The organism is Curtobacterium sp. MCPF17_031, assembly GCF_003234035.1.
GTDB lineage: Bacteria > Actinomycetota > Actinomycetes > Actinomycetales > Microbacteriaceae > Curtobacterium.
Window position 1 is genome coordinate 18,415 of sequence record NZ_QKSG01000002.1, and the last position, 15,275, is coordinate 33,689.

General features: G+C 71.5%; 15 protein-coding genes. 6 read left to right on the forward strand and 9 right to left on the reverse strand.

Going from position 1 to position 15,275, the window contains the following annotated elements:
• Window positions 1-39: 39 nt before the first annotated feature.
• Genes DEJ31_RS03120 through DEJ31_RS03135 form a run of 4 tightly spaced genes read right to left on the reverse strand, consistent with a single transcriptional unit; the run spans window position 40 to window position 4,594 of the window.
• On the reverse strand, window positions 40-1,377 hold the full coding sequence (locus tag DEJ31_RS03120; RefSeq protein WP_110904019.1) for a cellulase family glycosylhydrolase: 1,338 nt from the start codon (window positions 1,375-1,377) through the stop codon (window positions 40-42).
• Window positions 1,377-2,387, reverse strand: coding sequence for a carbohydrate ABC transporter permease (locus DEJ31_RS03125; RefSeq protein WP_220034845.1), 1,011 nt, complete (start codon window positions 2,385-2,387; stop codon window positions 1,377-1,379). The genes DEJ31_RS03120 and DEJ31_RS03125 overlap by 1 nt, the downstream gene beginning before the upstream one ends.
• A complete protein-coding gene (locus tag DEJ31_RS03130) occupies window positions 2,384-3,262 on the reverse strand; it encodes a carbohydrate ABC transporter permease (RefSeq protein ID WP_110904020.1) in 879 nt (292 codons plus the stop codon). Before DEJ31_RS03130 ends, DEJ31_RS03125 begins: the two co-directional genes overlap by 4 nt.
• Window positions 3,263-3,298: 36 nt before the next feature.
• The gene (locus DEJ31_RS03135; RefSeq protein ID WP_111121207.1) at window positions 3,299-4,594 is read right to left on the reverse strand and encodes a sugar ABC transporter substrate-binding protein; all 1,296 of its coding nucleotides are present in this window, start codon (window positions 4,592-4,594) and stop codon (window positions 3,299-3,301) included.
• 102 nt (window positions 4,595-4,696) lie between these two features.
• Here DEJ31_RS03135 and DEJ31_RS03140 point away from each other — a divergent pair, with 102 nt between their 5' ends.
• The 3 genes from DEJ31_RS03140 to DEJ31_RS17100 all read left to right on the forward strand — a co-directional run bounded on the left by DEJ31_RS03140 (window position 4,697) and on the right by DEJ31_RS17100 (window position 6,548).
• Complete coding sequence (locus DEJ31_RS03140) at window positions 4,697-5,728, forward strand: LacI family DNA-binding transcriptional regulator (RefSeq protein ID WP_110904022.1); 1,032 nt, start codon at window positions 4,697-4,699, stop codon at window positions 5,726-5,728.
• A 235-nt stretch (window positions 5,729-5,963) separates the two neighbouring features.
• The gene (locus DEJ31_RS03145; protein WP_146236751.1) at window positions 5,964-6,287 is read left to right on the forward strand and encodes a hypothetical protein; all 324 of its coding nucleotides are present in this window, start codon (window positions 5,964-5,966) and stop codon (window positions 6,285-6,287) included.
• A gap of 108 nt (window positions 6,288-6,395) precedes the next feature.
• A complete protein-coding gene (locus tag DEJ31_RS17100; protein ID WP_181421596.1) occupies window positions 6,396-6,548 on the forward strand; it encodes a hypothetical protein in 153 nt (50 codons plus the stop codon).
• Between the two features lie 32 nt (window positions 6,549-6,580).
• Here the strand turns inward: DEJ31_RS17100 and DEJ31_RS03150 are convergent, their stop codons facing one another.
• From DEJ31_RS03150 to DEJ31_RS03160, 3 genes are read right to left on the reverse strand one after another with little or no spacing between them, the layout of a single operon-like run.
• Window positions 6,581-7,432 (reverse strand): DMT family transporter, encoded by an 852-nt coding sequence (locus DEJ31_RS03150; RefSeq protein ID WP_110904024.1) that lies wholly within the window; start codon window positions 7,430-7,432, stop codon window positions 6,581-6,583.
• The gene (locus tag DEJ31_RS03155) at window positions 7,429-8,091 is read right to left on the reverse strand and encodes a response regulator transcription factor (RefSeq protein ID WP_110904025.1); all 663 of its coding nucleotides are present in this window, start codon (window positions 8,089-8,091) and stop codon (window positions 7,429-7,431) included. Before DEJ31_RS03155 ends, DEJ31_RS03150 begins: the two co-directional genes overlap by 4 nt.
• Window positions 8,092-8,121: 30 nt before the next feature.
• Window positions 8,122-9,717: a sensor histidine kinase gene (locus DEJ31_RS03160; RefSeq protein WP_111045324.1), complete on the reverse strand. Its 1,596-nt coding sequence runs from the start codon at window positions 9,715-9,717 to the stop codon at window positions 8,122-8,124.
• 174 nt (window positions 9,718-9,891) lie between these two features.
• On the opposite strand from DEJ31_RS03160, the gene DEJ31_RS03165 reads away from it, so the two are divergent.
• Complete coding sequence (locus DEJ31_RS03165; protein WP_111121208.1) at window positions 9,892-10,533, forward strand: hypothetical protein; 642 nt, start codon at window positions 9,892-9,894, stop codon at window positions 10,531-10,533.
• 54 nt (window positions 10,534-10,587) lie between these two features.
• On the opposite strand, the gene DEJ31_RS03170 is transcribed toward DEJ31_RS03165, so the two are convergent.
• Window positions 10,588-11,994 (reverse strand): serine hydrolase, encoded by a 1,407-nt coding sequence (locus DEJ31_RS03170; protein WP_110905030.1) that lies wholly within the window; start codon window positions 11,992-11,994, stop codon window positions 10,588-10,590.
• 33 nt (window positions 11,995-12,027) lie between these two features.
• On the opposite strand from DEJ31_RS03170, the gene DEJ31_RS03175 reads away from it, so the two are divergent.
• Together DEJ31_RS03175 and DEJ31_RS03180 are read left to right on the forward strand one after the other, a co-directional pair.
• Window positions 12,028-12,681: an FMN-binding negative transcriptional regulator gene (locus DEJ31_RS03175; protein ID WP_111121209.1), complete on the forward strand. Its 654-nt coding sequence runs from the start codon at window positions 12,028-12,030 to the stop codon at window positions 12,679-12,681.
• Window positions 12,678-14,156 carry an amidohydrolase gene (locus DEJ31_RS03180; protein ID WP_111121210.1) on the forward strand — a complete coding sequence of 493 codons (1,479 nt, stop codon included), beginning with the start codon at window positions 12,678-12,680 and terminating at the stop codon, window positions 14,154-14,156. The genes DEJ31_RS03175 and DEJ31_RS03180 overlap by 4 nt, the downstream gene beginning before the upstream one ends.
• Before the next feature lie 81 nt (window positions 14,157-14,237).
• On the opposite strand, the gene DEJ31_RS03185 is transcribed toward DEJ31_RS03180, so the two are convergent.
• Entirely contained in the window at window positions 14,238-15,269 is a 1,032-nt protein-coding gene (locus tag DEJ31_RS03185) for an Fpg/Nei family DNA glycosylase (RefSeq protein WP_110905032.1), read from the reverse strand.
• Window positions 15,270-15,275: the final 6 nt, after the last annotated feature.

Consider the following 15,275-nt stretch of genomic DNA (forward strand, 5'->3'; position numbering starts at 1 on the left):
CGGTCAGGCGGTCGGTCGTGCGGTCGGTCGTGCGGTCGGTCAGGGCATGGTCGCCGGGTGCGCGACCGAGAGCGCGGTCGCCGTGGTGCCCGCGGGCACGTCGACGCAGGTACGGATGCCGCGGGCTGCGAGCAGCGCGGTGTCGGCGAGCCGGGAGCGCAGCACCACCTGGGGCCCGCGTCCGTCCTGCTCGGCGATCGCGAGCCAGGCGACGGCGAACCGGCCGCCGGGGGCCGAGTCGGCGCGGGTGCCGTGCAGCGGCGCCCCGTCGGGAGCGACGTCGTCGAGGACGAGCGCGGTGGCCGGCGGGGTGGGTGCGTCGTAGCGGCCGTCACCGAAGGTCAGCGCCATCTCGCGGAACCGCTCCCCCGTCGGCTTCACGCGGCCGTCGTTCGTCAGCAGGCCGAGGTCGTACTCGAGCTCCGGGAAGTCGGCGAGCGAGCGGGAGACGTCGTGCGAGCACCACCACGTGATCCCGGACAGCTCCTGCACGTCGAGGGCGTGCCGGATGGTCTGCTCGGTGAAGGTCGGGGCGTCGGCCACGTCCACCACGTTCGTCGGTGCGCCGACCTCCTGCAACCAGTTCGGCCGGTCTGCGCGACCGTTCCAGGCGGCGGCGAGTTGGAGCAGGTACTCCCCGTGCCGGACCGAGCCGGCACCGAGGGCACCGTGCAGGCGCGCTGCGCCGTTGAACACCCACGAGTGCGTGACGGTCGCGTCACCGTGCTCGGCGGCGTGCTCGGGGCCGAACGGCTGGGCGTCGTCGTACCAGGCGGCGTCGTACTGGGCCAAGGTGACCAGCGGTCGCCGGGCCGACGGGACGGACGCGCCACGGGCCTCCCGGCCGTCACCGAGCCCGGCCCTCGCCGCGTCGACCATCGCCGCTGCCCAGGCGTGTCCCTGCTCGGCGGTGGTCGCGAACGGTGCGGGGTGCGGGGCGTGCGCGAACTGGTTGACCTCGTTGCCGATGGTGACGCCGAGCAGGTTCGGCCGGTCTGCGACCGCGGCGGCGAGCGCCCGGACGTACGCGGCGGTCGAGGCGACGACGTCCGGGTCGGTGAACATGTTCCGGCGGTGCCAGCTGTCCAGCCAGGACGGCACGAAGTCGAAGCTGGACAGGTGACCCTGCAGGGCGTCGACGTTGACGTCGAGCCCGAACGAGCCGGCGATGTCGACCACGGTGGCGACGTCCTCGAGTGCCGAGGGGCGGATCAGCGTCCGGTTCGGCTGCACGACGGGCCACAGCGGGAAGATCCGCACGTGGTCGGCGCCGAGCGACGCGATGGCCTCGAGGTCCCGCGCGGTGTCCGAGGGCGAGAAGTCGAGCCACGAGTGGAACCACCCGTTCGACGGCGTGTGGTTGACGCCGAAGCGCATCAGCCCTTCACCCCGCCCTCTTCCACGCCCTTGAAGAAGAAGCGCTGCAGGAGCGCGAAGATCACCGCGATCGGGATGAACGCGATCATCGTGCCGGCCGCGATCATCCGCTGGTCGGTGGCGAACGTGCCCTGCAGGTACTGCAGACCGACCGTCAGGGTGAGCTTGTCCGGCGACTGCAGGACGATGAGCGGCCAGAGGAAGTCGTCCCACGCGCCGATGAACGAGAAGATCGCGATGACGGCGATGGTCCCCTGCACGGCCGGGAACGAGATGTAGCGGAGCCGCTGCATGGCGTTCGCGCCGTCCATCACCGCGGCCTGGTCGATCTCCTCGGGTACCTGCCGGAACGCGTTGAACATGAGCAGCACGTTGAGTGCGGCGATCATGCCGGGCAGGGCGACGCCGACCAGGGAGTCGGCGAGACCCAGGTCCTTCACGGTGACGAACTGGGAGATGATCGTCGCTTCGCCCGGCAGCACCAGGGTGGCGAGGAACAGGCCGAGGACGACCTTGCGGAAGCGCCACTGCAGCCGTGCCAGGGCGAACCCGGCGAGGGTCGCGAAGACGATGTTCCCGATCACGTCGATCGCGGCGACGATGAGCGAGTTGCCGATGTAGCCGAAGACCGGGATCGCGTCGGCGACGCGCAGGTAGTTGCCGATCGTCGGCTGCGACGGGATGAACGACGGGTTCGCCGTGTAGATGTCCTCACCGGTGCCCTTGAGCGAGGTGGAGAGCTGCCAGAGGAACGGGCCGATCGTGATGAACAGCACCACGATGAGCAGGACGTAGCGGATCACCTTCTCACGGATGGACATGACGCCCCAGACCGCACGACGGCGACGCTTGCCGGCCCCGTCCGTCCCGCCCCGTCCGTCCGTTCCGCCCCGTCGGTCCGTTCGGGAGGCTGGTCCGGCGCCCGTCGCGCCGGCCACGTCGGGCGTCGGTGCGGCGAGGCCGGCGTTGCCGCCGATGACGGGTTCGCTGGTGTCGGTCGTGTTCGTCACTTGTCCGCCTTGCTGTTCATCCGGGCGAGGGCGAGCATCGGGATGAGCGTCACGGCGAAGAGCAGGAGGCTCAGGGCGGACGCGTAGCCGAGGTTGCCGGTGAAGCCGCGGGCGTACTGCTGGATGAGCATGACGAGGGAGTTGTCCTGGCCGCCGGGGCCGCCCGTCCCGTTCGTCAGGATGTAGAGCTCACTGAACACCCGGAGCGCACTCACGCACACGAGGATCCCGACGAGGGTCATCGTGCCGCGGACACCGGGCATGGTCACCGACCAGAAGCGTCGGACCGAGCCGGCACCGTCGAGTGCGGCGGCTTCGTGCAGGTCCTTGCCGACGTTCCCGAGCGCGGCCAGGAAGATGATCATGTAGTAGCCGAGGCCCTTCCACACGGTCAGGCTGATGGCGCTGAACAGCAGGAGCCACCGGTCCGTCAGGAACGGGATCGCGCCCTGCACGATGCCGAGCGACTGCGCCATCTCGTTGACGACACCGCGGTCGTCGAGGATCCAGTTCCAGATCAGCCCGACGACGACCGCGCTCGCGATCACCGGCGTGTAGTACGCGGTCCGGAAGAACGCGATGCCGGGCATCTTGTGCTGGACGAGCACCGCCATCAGGAGCGGGAGGACCGTCAGCAGCGGCAGGCAGACTGCCATGTAGATGACGCTGTTGAGCAGCGCCTCCCACACCTGCGGATCCGCGAGCAGGGTCCGGAAGTTCGCCGTCCCCACCCAGGCGCTGACCCCGCCGAGCGGGCTCGCGTTCGTGAACGACAGCCGCACGGTGTTGATCGACGGCCAGAGACTGAACGCGAGCAGCCAGACCAGTGCGGGCAGCACCAGCAGCCAGGGCGTGAACCAGCGGTTCGCACGCATGACGATCCTCCCTCTTCCTTGACGTGACGAGCTGGGTCAGCCGTTGGCGAGCAGGGTGTTCATCTTGTCCTGCGCGGTCTGCAGCGCCTTCTCCGGGGTGGTGCCGCCCTTCATCGCCAGCGCGATCTGCTGGTCGAGGAAGTCGGTCATCGCCGAGTTCGCCTCGACCGGGTTGAGGTTCTTCGCGGTCTTCAGCGCCTCGTTCGCGAGCACACGGGCCTTGGCCTGCACGGTGCCGTCGTCCTTCGAGAAGAACGGGTCGGACTGCGACGACTTCGTCGACGGGAAGATGTTCACCAGGTGCGCGAACGCCTCCTGGTTCTTCGCGTTGGTCATGAACTCGGCGAGCGCTTCGGCCGTGGCGATGTGCTTGCTCTTCGCCGAGACGCTGAGGCCCTGCACGTAGAGCGGCGGGTTGTCCAGCGCCGGCGAGACGATGATGTTGCCCTTGAGCGACGGGTTGTTCTTCTCGAAGTCACTGATCGCGGTCGCACCACCGGTGGTCCAGGCGACCTTGCCCTGCGTGAACAGGGTGGAGTTGCCGAGGTAGTCGGTGTTGAGGACCGACGACGGCATCAGGCCCTCCTTGTAGGCATTGGCGTACTTCGTGATGAGGTCGGCGGCCTTCGAGGAGTTCGCGAACGTGAACTTCGTGCCGTCGGCGTTGAGGATCTTGACGCCGGCGAGCGAGAAGTCGGACAGACCGGGCTTGCGGCTCATCAGGTAGTCGTCCGGGCACTTCTGGTGCATCGTCTCGGCCTGCGTGAACAGCTCGTCGGTCGTCTTCGGCGGGCTGGCCGGGTCGAGACCGCACTTCTCGAACATCGTCTTGTTCCAGTAGTCGATGTCGGTGTTGAGGTACCAGGGGTAGCCGAACGTGCCGTCGACGCCCTTGTAGTCGTACGCCGCGAGGGCGCCCTCGACGTAGGTGCTCGAGAGCTTGCTGTCGTCCTTCGACACGTCCTGCAGGAAGCCGCGCTTGGCGAGGGGCAGGGCGATGTCCGGCGGCAGGTTGACGACGTCCGGGAGCGAGTTCGACGAGGCCTGGCTGAGCACCTTGTCCGCGTAGCCGTCGCCGGGCTGGTCGACGAGCTTGACCTTCGCATCCGGGTACTTCTTCTCGAACGCCTTGACCACCCCGTTGAGGTAGTCCGTGTAGGTCGGCGTGAGGGCCCAGGTCTGCAGGGTGATCGACCCGCTGACCTCGCCGTCACCGCCGCCGGTGCTGGCGGTGCCGCCGCTCGAGCAACCGGTGAGGACGAGGGCGGTCGCTGCGGCGCCTGCGAGGATCGCGGCCACTCGGCCCGACGTGGTGCGGTGGGTGCTTCTCATCGTTGCTGACTCCTTCGTCGAGCTACTGAACCGGTTCAGCCTTGTGCGCCGAACCCCTGCGTGACGGCGACGATGCCTGACTAAAGCGCTATAGTCAAGCCCGTGGCCACGGGACGCCGAACGACGATCGCCGACATCGCAGCACGGGCGGGCGTGTCGATCAGCGCGGTCTCGTTCGCACTCAACGGCCGCCCCGGCGTCTCCGAGACGACGCGGGAACGGGTCCGTCAGGTGGCCCGTGACCTGGACTGGCAGCCGCACACCGCAGCGCGGGCCCTGGGCGGCGCGAAGGCCGGGTCGATCGGCTTCGTGCTGAACCGCCCCGCCCGCACCCTGGGCACCGAGTCCTTCTTCGGCGACCTGATCTCCGGCATCCAGCTCGGCCTGACCGGCACCCACATCGGCATGACGCTGCTCGTCGCCCGCGACGCCGACGAAGAGCTCGAGACCTACCGCGACTGGTGGCGCGGACACCGGGTCGACGGCGTGATCGTCATCGACCCGCGGAGGGACGACGAACGCCTGCGCCTGCTCGCCGACCTGGGCATGCCGTCGGTCGTCGTCGGGTCACATCCCTCCCCTGCCGGCGCCGCCCCGAGCGTCTGGATCGACGACTCGGATGCCACCGAGACGGTCCTGCGCTACCTGCGGGCCCTCGGGCACCGGCGGATCGCGCACGTCTCCGGGCCGCCCGAGTTCGAACACACCGCGCTGCGGATCGACCGGGTGCGGGCGTTCGCCGGGACGGATGTCGACGACCGCATGGAGTCCGTGCCGACCGACTACTCCGCCGAGGCCGGTGCCGCAGCCACCCGCCGCCTGCTCTCCGGGGCGACCCGACCGACGGCGATCGTGTTCGACAACGACGTGCTCGCCGTCGCCGGGCTCGGCGTCGCGAGCGAGATGGGCGTGCGGGTGCCGCAGGACGTCTCGATCGTGTCGTTCGACGACTCGGCGATGATCCGGCTCGTGCGTCCGGCGATCACCTCGCTCACCCGGGACACCGTCGAGCTCGGGCAGCGGGCCGCGGTGCTGCTCCGCGAGCAGATCGAGTCCGAGGTGCCCCTCCCGTCGCGCCCGGGGCCCGAGCTGACGCTGAGCGTGCGCGAGTCCACCGCGCGCGCCGCCCCCTGACTTCGGCCCGCGCGAGCCCGGCGTGGCCCGGCCGCGCCGTCCTGGACGCGAAAGCGACAGATGCGCGCCGAGTTCCGGCGCACATCTGTCGCTTTGGCGTCTGGGTCGGGTCGTCCGGGCCGTGCCGGACACGCCGGAGCACGCGCCGGACTTGACGGGGCGTTCGAACACACGTTCGAATACGAGGGTGGGACGGCGTCGCGAGAACCGGTGGCAGCCCCCGGAGCACCCGGAGGTGGAACGCCCCAGCGCCTTCTCCCTGTCGGAGGAGGCCCGGGGTGACGACGTGTGCCACGCGGTCACCCCGATCCCGGTCTGGGCGTGGGTGCAGTTCCCGACCTTCCACGTCCGGGTGAAGGCCTTCGCACGGAGCTGGACGCGCGACGCCGTCCTGGTCGAGTGGGCGCAGTTCGGACAGCAGGCCGACGCCTGGATCTGGCGATCGGCCGTGAAGCACCGCACCCTCCGCGCGGTCGATCCGCGGACCGGAAACGCGCCGACGAGCGGCAGCCGATCAGATCCTCGACCGGCGAGATCGCGTTCCCCGGAGTCCGCATGACGCACTGCGTTGACTTCACGCGCGCTGGCGAGGATCGTTCGTGACACACCGGCTCACGAAGATTCTCGACGATCGAGACATCTGCGCCGGAGACCGAGAGGAGGCACCGTGGAGAAGACCGACGTGCCGTCCTGGGTCGCCCACGTGCTCACCCCCGCCGAGGTCATCGAGGCCTACGTCGACCGACGCGTCAACGACCCCTCGCTCCTGTCGGGCGCCCAGTCCGAGCCCACCTACGCCGACTTCCTGCGCGCCGAGTAGTCGGCCCTCCTCCGGCGGACAGCCGGACGTCGTCAGACCGCCGCGGCACCCCGCCGCGACGTCAGGGTGACCCCGGCGCTCGCCGCGGTGACGCAGACGAGGGCGACGACCTCGAGTACCGACAGCGCCTCACCGAGGACGACCAGACCGGCGAGCGCCGCGATCGCCGGGCCCAGGCTCTGCAGCACACCGAACACCCGCGTCGGCATCCGGCGGAGCGCGGACATCTCGAGCGCGTACGGCAGCACACTCGAGAGCAGCGCCACGACGCCGAACACGACGAGCAACAGCGGGTCGGCCACGACACCCTGGACCGCGGGCCGGAGTCCGAACGGCAGCGCCACCACCATCGCGACGAGCATGGACACGGCCAGCCCGTCGATGCCCGGGATCGCCGCACCGACCCGGCGGTTCATCACGATGTACGCGGCCCAGCACCCGGCGGCGAGGACGGCGGCCACGACTCCCCCGACGTCGCCGACCGCGGACGGTCCGACGCCGAGCAGCACCACGCCCACGAGCGCCAGCGCCGCCCAGCCGGCATCCCGCCAGCGCCGGGTGTGCGCGAGCGAGAGCGTCAGCGGGCCGAGGAACTCGATCGTCACGGCGACGCCGATCGGGATCGTCGCGAACGCCACGTAGATGAACAGGTTCATGCCGCCGAGCGCCAGGCCGAGCAGGACCGCGGCGAGCCACTGGGCTCGGGTCCAGTGCCGAACCCGGGGGCGGACGACGAGCGCCAGGACGACCGCGGCGATGACGAGCCGGAGGGTGGCGGCGCCCACCGAGCCGACCTCCTCGAAGCGGGTCTTCGCGACCGCTGCGCCGATCTGCACCGACAGCATCGCGGTGAGTGCCAGCAGCGGTGCCGGGACGCGGTTCATCCGAGGTAGGCCAGGACGGCCAGGACGCGGCGGTGGTCCTCGCCGGTGTCCTCGAGCGCGAGCTTGCCGAAGATGCTCGTCACGTGCTTCTCGACCGCCCCGGTGCCGATCACGAGTGCACGGGCGATGGCGGCGTTGGTGCGACCCTCGGCCATCAGGCCGAGGACCTCGCGCTCCCGGGGTGTCAGCGCCGCCAGGGGGTCGCGGCGGCGGCTCATCAGCTGCGTGACGACCTCGGGGTCCAGCACCGTGCCTCCCGATGCGACCCGACGGACGGCGTCGTCGATCTCGTCGAGCCGGGTGACGCGGTCCTTCAGCAGGTAGCCGATGCCGGCGCTGCCGGCGGCCAGGACGTCCTCGGCGTAGGCGGCCTCGACGTACTGGGACAGCAGCAGGATGCCGGTCCGGGGAGCGATCCGCCGCGCCTGGACAGCTGCGCGGACACCCTCGTCGGTGAAGGTCGGCGGCATCCGCACGTCCATCACGACGACGTCCGGGGTCAGCGCGGGCAGTGCGGCGAGGAACGACGCCGGATCGCCGAACTGGCCGACGACGTCGATGCCGGCCTCGTCGAGCACGCGGGCCAGGCCCTCGCGGAGCAGGACGGCGTCGTCGACGACGACGGCCCGGATGCGTGCTGCATCCGGGCCGTCGGTCATGCGCTCAGCCTAGCGGCGACGCGCACCTGCTCACGTGCGGGGCGTGGGGACACCGTTGAGCGCACCGAGCGGGATCCGGGCGGTCGCCTCCGTCGGTCCGCCGAGCGGGCTGGACACCGTCAGTTCACCGTCCAGGGCGCGCATCCGGCCCATCAGCCCCTCGATGCCGTGCCCTTCGCGCGGGCTCGCCCCGCCGCGGCCGTCGTCCGTCACGCTGACCGTGAGGAACCAGGTGCCGGCCGTGTCGACCAGCAGCCCGAGGTACACCCCGGCCGCCGAGGCGCCGGCGTGCTTGGCGGTGTTCGTCAGCAGCTCGCTGACGGTGAAGTACACGTTCCGCTGGATCTCGGTCGCGAGTTCGAGCCCGTCGGGAAGGCGGATGTCGAGTCCGACCGGGATCGGCGAACGGGAGCACAGCGCTTCGAGGGCCGCGACCAGCCCACGGTCGAGCAGGATCGGCGGCGCGAACCCGCGGGACAGCGCCCGCAGTTCGTCGAGCGCGTCCTGCGCGTGGCCGGACGCCTCACCGATCAGCCGCTTGGCCCGCTCCGGGTCCTTCTCGAACGACCGCTCGGCCGCGGCCAGGTCCATCCGCAGACGCACCAGTCGCTGCTGCGGGCCGTCGTGCAGGTCGCGTTCGATCTGGCGGAGTGCCTGCCCCTCCGCGGTCACGGCGCCGGCACGGGAGGCCTGGAGGCCCGCCACCCGCTCCTCGAGCACCTCGGCCCGGAAGCCACCGAGCAGGCCGTGGTCGATCCAGTAGTGCGCGAGCACGGAGCCGCGCAGCCAGAGCGGGAACAGGAGCACGCTCGCCGCCATCGACAGGAGGCCGAGGAAGACGACCCCGGCACCCGAGCCGATGTCGTTCGGGTCGAGCACGTACCGGCCGGCGACGACGTACACCAGGACGACGACGACCGGCCAGAGGAACCCGACCGCCAGGAGCAGCCCGGCACCGACCGTCACGGCAGCGGTCAGCGGGTAGACGACGACCGCGTGCAGCAGGTACAGCCAGTAGTGCGGGTTCGCGACCGCCGACCCGGTGCGCGTCCACCAGTTCTGCTGCCACTTCGGCGTCCAGTCCACCGGACGGATCGGCCGTGGGTCGGCCCAGCTCATCCGCAGCTTCTCGAACTGTCCGAGCCAGCGGGCGACGAACAGTGCCACGAAGAACAGCAGCAGCGTGAACGGGTTGAACACGTCACGGGACCCGAGGCCGCCGATGCCCAGGATCGCGGGGAACGCGAAGTACAGCGTGCAGAGGAGCACCGCGGTGAGGGCCATGTAGCCGAAGTCCCGCGGCGACCGACGCCAGGCCTCCCGGTAGAAGGCGCCGGCGCTCGGTCGCCCACCGCTGCCACCGCTGCCGGAGCGGATCGGGGCATCCGGACCGCGACCGCCGCCCGTCGACGCCGTCGGCTTCGGCGGCTGCGGGGTGGTCACCGGCGGGGTCGCGTCCCAGGCGCCGGGAGGCCCGTCCGGGCCGGGTGCAGGGGCGGAGGGCATCGGGGCGGTCGCTTCCGGTGTCGTGGTGTTCAGCGGAACGGTCTCGGCATGGTCGGGCGAGGTCACCGCGTCGTCCAGGGGGACGGTGCGGGCCAGGTCGAGCCGGTCGGTGTCGGTCATGCATCGAGCCTCGCCCAGGAGCGGGCCCGGTCCCATCCTGCCGCCTCCCGGACCCGTGGTGGGGTTGTCCCCACCCCGTCCTCCCCACCCCGTCCTCCCGACCCTTCCCCGCCGCGGCCGGTGATGTGTAGAGTGCCGACACTGCACGGATGCAGGACAGCGCGAGGGGGAACCATGCACGACACCACACGCGACCGACTGACGGCACTCGCCGCGGTCATCGCCGCACTCGTCCCGGCGCTCGCCGTCGTCGCCAGCTGGCTGCAACTCGCCCTCGCCTGGCCGGAGCAGTACGCGGTCGGCTTCCGCGCCGTCATGGGCATCGGCCTCGTCGCGGCGATCGTGGTGACGGTCCGGGCGCTCCGCAGTCGTGACGACGTCCTGCTCGCCTTCGCCCTGGCCGTGCTGGCCTACGCGCTCGCCGGACTCGTGCCCAGTGCCGTGTGGGCGGTCGGAACCGTGCTGTTCATCGCGGCCCGAGTGCTGCTGTTCGTCTTCGGGGTGCTGCTCGTCCTGCGCACCAGGCCCAGCACCACAGCAGACACCACCGCCGGCGCTGCGAGCGGTCCGTTGCACCGCGTCGCTGCCTGGGCTGTGCTGGTCGGCGCCGCGGTGTGGCTCGCGTGGACGGTCGTCGAGCCGGTCCTGTTCGGGTTCTGGATGCCGCCGCAGGACGCGCTGACCACCCTGTTCGCGGTCCCGCTGACCGGACTGTTCGTCGCGTGCGTCGGTGCCGAGCTGGTGTTCGCGCCGCCGCTCCTCCGCCCGGTCGGCGACGGTGCCCGGCGGTTGTGGGAGACGGCCGACGTCCGCTGACGTCGACCGCCCGAGCCCCGGCCGCAGGGCTGCGTGTGCTGACGAGCGCGGTGATCAGACGAGCGCGGCCGCGACCTCGGGTGACTCCTCCGGCACGGACCACGGACGCTGCGTCATCCCGCTGTCGCCCCGGACGGACACGATCGCGCCGGAGTCGTCGCGCGTGAACACGATGTCCTCGTCGATCGACCCGAACCGGTTGCCGGACGCCATCCGCAGCGTGTCCGCGTCGACGACCTCCAGACGGACGGGCGACTCGGTCGGCACCGGCTGCGTCGGGTCGATCGCCAGCAGCCGCTCCCCGACGCGGGCGATGTCGGTGATCCCCTCGAAGGTGGTGAAGCGCCCGGTGTAGCGGTCGGTGTCGACGTCGGCCGGCACCGGCGCCCCGGGGGCGTGCTCGTCGGCGGCAGCGTCGAGCAGGTGGACGATGCCGTAGGCCAGCATCGTCGCGGGACCCGTGGCGCTGCTCGTCAACACCGACACGACCAACGAGGACGCGGGATCGAACACCGACTGCGTGATCTGTCCGGGGAACCCGCCGGAGTGGCCACGGACCTCCCGGCCGTTGATCCGGTCGACGACGAACCCGGCGCCGTAACCGCGGGCGGCGGGGTCGCTGTCGAGCGCGCTCCACGCCTTCCGCTGGGCCAGCCGCTTGGCATGGTCGGAGAGCAGCGTGCCGCGGCCGGGCACGTGTGCCGAGAAGTACCGGACCAGGTCCGAGGCGGTGCCGTGGAACCCGGTGGCCGCGGCGAGCGCCCCCGTCGTCACGTGCGGAACGCGCTGCCGGGTGCGGGCGGTGTGCAGGCCGGTGTAGCCGATGACGTACTCGTCCTCCCGCGCCGGGTCGAACTCGGCGCCGGTGCCGGTGAGCCCGAGCGGCTCGGTGATCGCCGTGCGGACGTGGTCGGCGTAGCGGGTGCCGGTGACCGCCTCGATGACGAGGCCGAGCAGGCCGTAGCCCAGGTTCGAGTAGTTGAAGGCCGACCCGACGGGCACCTTCGCGCCGCCCGCGACGACGAGCGCGACGAGTTCCGCGGCGTCCGGGAACGGGTGTGCCAGCGCCCAGTGGTCGCCGTCGGCGCCGTCGCGGACGACTCCGGCACCCATCTCCATGAGCTCGCGGACGGTGGCGTCGGCGATGGGCGACCCGGCCTCGACCAGGGCGGGGACGAACGTGCCGACGGTGTCGTCGAGGCGCAGGGCGCCCTGGTCGGCGAGCTGGAGCAGCGCGGTCGCGGTGAACGTCTTCGAGTGCGAGGCGATCCGGAACAGGTCGGAGGTGGTCAGGCGACGCCCGGCCTCGACGTCCGCGTAGCCGAAGGCGTCCGCGAACAGTTCCTGCCCCTCGAACCCGACGGCGACCTGCACGCCGGGCAACCGCAGCTGCCACACCTTGTAGGCGATCCACTCCCGGACGTAGGGCAGGACGGACTCGTAAGCAGCGCGCTTCTCCATGCCGACCAGCCTGGCATGTGCCACGCTCGTCGGATGCGGCACACACCCTCTTTCCTGATGACCGAGGTCAACGAGGTCCGACGACTCGTCGACGGGAACCCCTGGGCGACGATCGTGTCGCACACGGCCACCGGGCTGGTGGCGTCGCACTACCCGTTCCTGCTCGAAGCGAGCGCTGACGACGAACTCGTCCTGGTGTCGCACGTCGGCCGTCCGGACGAGGTCGCGCACGAGCTCGGCCAGCACGAGGTCCTGGTCATCGTGCAGGGCCCACACGGCTACGTCTCCCCCGCCTGGTACCCGCCGGAGCAGTTCGTCCCGACCTGGAACCACACCACCGCGCATCTGTGGGGCACGCCGGAGATCCTGTCCGACGACGAGAACTTCCGCGTCCTCGGGGACCTCGTCGACCACTTCGAACGGGAGATGCCGTCCCCGGTGTCGCTCGACGTCGACCAGGACACCGCCCGCCGCATCGCCCGTGGCACCGTCGGCATCCGGCTGCGCGTCACCCGGTTCGACGCGCGCGCGAAGCTCAGTCAGAACAAGGCACCCGAGGTCGTCGACCGGGTGATCGAGGGTCTCCGCGCCGACGGGCCCTACGCGGCGCCGGCGCTGGCGGACGAGATGGAGCGCGTGCGCGCGCGTCGTGAGGACCTGGGCGACGCCGGACGGGAGGCGCTGTGACATCCGTCCTGCTCCGCACCGTCCGCCGTGTGGGCACGTCCGGCGCCCCCTCCGACGTCCTGGTCGTCAACGGACGGGTCGCCGCGATCGGACCGGCGGGGACGATCGACGTGCCCTCCGGCACCGAGGTCACCACCGAGGTCGTCGAGGCGGACGGCGCCTGGCTCGGACCGGGGCTCCGTGACCACCACGTGCACTTCGACCAGTGGGCACTCATGCGGCAGCGCATCGACGTGCAGGACTGCGCCTCCGCCGAGGAGACCGCCGACCGCCTCGCCGAGGCCGCCCGCACTGCGCTCCCGGACCGCGTCCTGGTCGGGCACGGCTACCGGGACGGACTCTGGCCGGCCCCGGCGCGACGCGAGTTGCTCGACCGAGCCGCCCCGGGCCTCCCGGTCGTCGTCGTCGCCGCGGACCTGCACGCCGTCTGGTGCAACACCCGCGCCCTCGCGCACTTCGCAGCGGCGCTCGGCCGTGCCCTGCCGGCGGGCGAGGACGGCGTCCTCCGCGAACAGGATGCCTTCGACGTCACCGGTGCGCTGTCCCGGGTGCCCGACGAACTGCTCGACGCCGCCGTCGAGGAAGCGGTCGACGCCGCCACCCGACGCGGGGTGACAGGCGTCGTCGACCTCGAGATGGTGTTCGGACTCGACCGATGGGCGCGCCGGATCGCCGCCGGCACGGGCGCCATCCGCGTGGCGTCCGGCGTCTACCCGGGCGAGCTCGACGGCGTGCTCGCCCGCGGCCTCCGCACCGGCGACGTCGTGCCGGGCACCCGCGGACTGCTGACGATGGGGCCGTTCAAGGTGATCACCGACGGGTCCCTCGGCACCCGGACCGCCGCGACCTCGGACGGCGAAGGGCTGCTCACCTGGACGCCGGAGGACCTCGTCCCGGTCCTCCGCCGTGCCGTCGCCGCCGGACTCGTCCCCGCCGTCCACGCCATCGGCGACCGCGCCGTCACGCTGGCACTCGACGCGTTCGAGACCGTCGGCACCCGCGGCACCATCGAGCACGCCCAACTGCTGCAGCCCGACGACGTCCCACGGTTCGCGCGGCTCGGCGTCATCGCCTCCGTCCAGCCCGAGCACGCCATGGACGACCGCGACATCGCCGACCACCACTGGGCGGGCCGCACCGACCGCGCCTTCCCGTTCGCCGCACTCGAGCGAGCCGGAGCCCGGATGCAACTCGGATCGGACGCCCCCGTCGCGCCACTCGACCCGTGGGTGGCGCTGGCCGCCGCCGTCGGCCGGGACCGCGACGGACGGGATCCGTGGCACCCGGAGCAGCGGATGTCGGCACTCGCCGCGTGGCGGGGCAGCACTGACGGCCGCGTCGGCGTGGCCGTCGGCGACGTGGCCGACCTGGTCCTCGTGCCGTCCGACCCGCTCACCGCCTCGTCGGCCGCACTCCGCACCATGCCGGTCCTGGCCACCGCCGTCGCCGGCCGCTGGACCCACCGGGCTCTGTGAGGCCTCGGAACGCAACGGTCGCGCCGTCGCGGAAGGCAGTATCCCTGCGGAGCGCCACCACCGTTGCGTGTTGCGGGAAGGCTACTTCTGGTCCTTCGGGCACCAGTAGAGCTTCCGACCGGCCATGTCGGCGACGCGGATCTCCGTCCCGCAGACCCGGCACGGCTCCCCCGCGCGGTGGTACACCCAGTGCCGGTCGGCGCGGGAGCGCATCGCCTTCTCGTACTCCGCGTCGGTCAGGCCGTCCATCGTCATCATCTGGCCGATACGGACGCCGTCGTGCAGGAGCTTCGACCAGTCCTGCCACAGCGCCTTCGCCTGCTTGACGGTGATCTTCTTCCCGGGCTTGTACGGGTCGATCCGCTGCCGGAACAGCAGCTCCGCCCGGTACACGTTGCCGATGCCGCTCACCACGGACTGGTCCATCAACAGCTGCCCGATCGCCACGTTGCGCTTCCGGACGTTGTCCACGAACGCCTTCTCGGCCTCGGGCCCGTCGTCGTTCATCGGGTCCGGGCCGAGCTTGTCGAGCGCACGCTGCACGCCGGCCGGGTCCTCGACCACGCACGCCGTCGGCCCGCGGAGGTCTGCCACGGCGGTCTCGGTGAGGATCCGCACCCGCACCTGGCCGACCGGGTCCGGCGGGAACGCCTCGATCGGGTCCTCGACCTTCTCCTGCTCGGCCATCCGGTAGCGGGAGCGTCGCGGGGCACCGATGGACCGGAGCGAGTCCTCGCCGGCATCGTCCGGGACATGGGCGTCGGTGCCGGTCGTGGTGGTCTCGTCGGCGTCACCCGTGTCGTCGGTGACCGTGCCGCGCTGGTTCGTCTGGCCGATCCGCCCGTTCGCGCTCCGCATCGTCGCGTCGGTCGAGATCTCACCCGCGAAGTCCCAAGCGCCGTACAGGCCCAGGTGGACGCGGAGGAACAGGTCGCCCTCGAACTCGAGGAACATCTGCTTCGCCACGGCTCGTGCGGCGATCATCCTCCGGCCGTCGAGCTGCGCGGCTCCGGCAGCGAACCGCCCCTGCGGGCTCGAGACCTCGCAGACCTGGCCGACGAAGTGCAGCTCGAACTGGCGGGCGATGCGGTGGACGGAGTGACCCTCGGGCATTGCTCT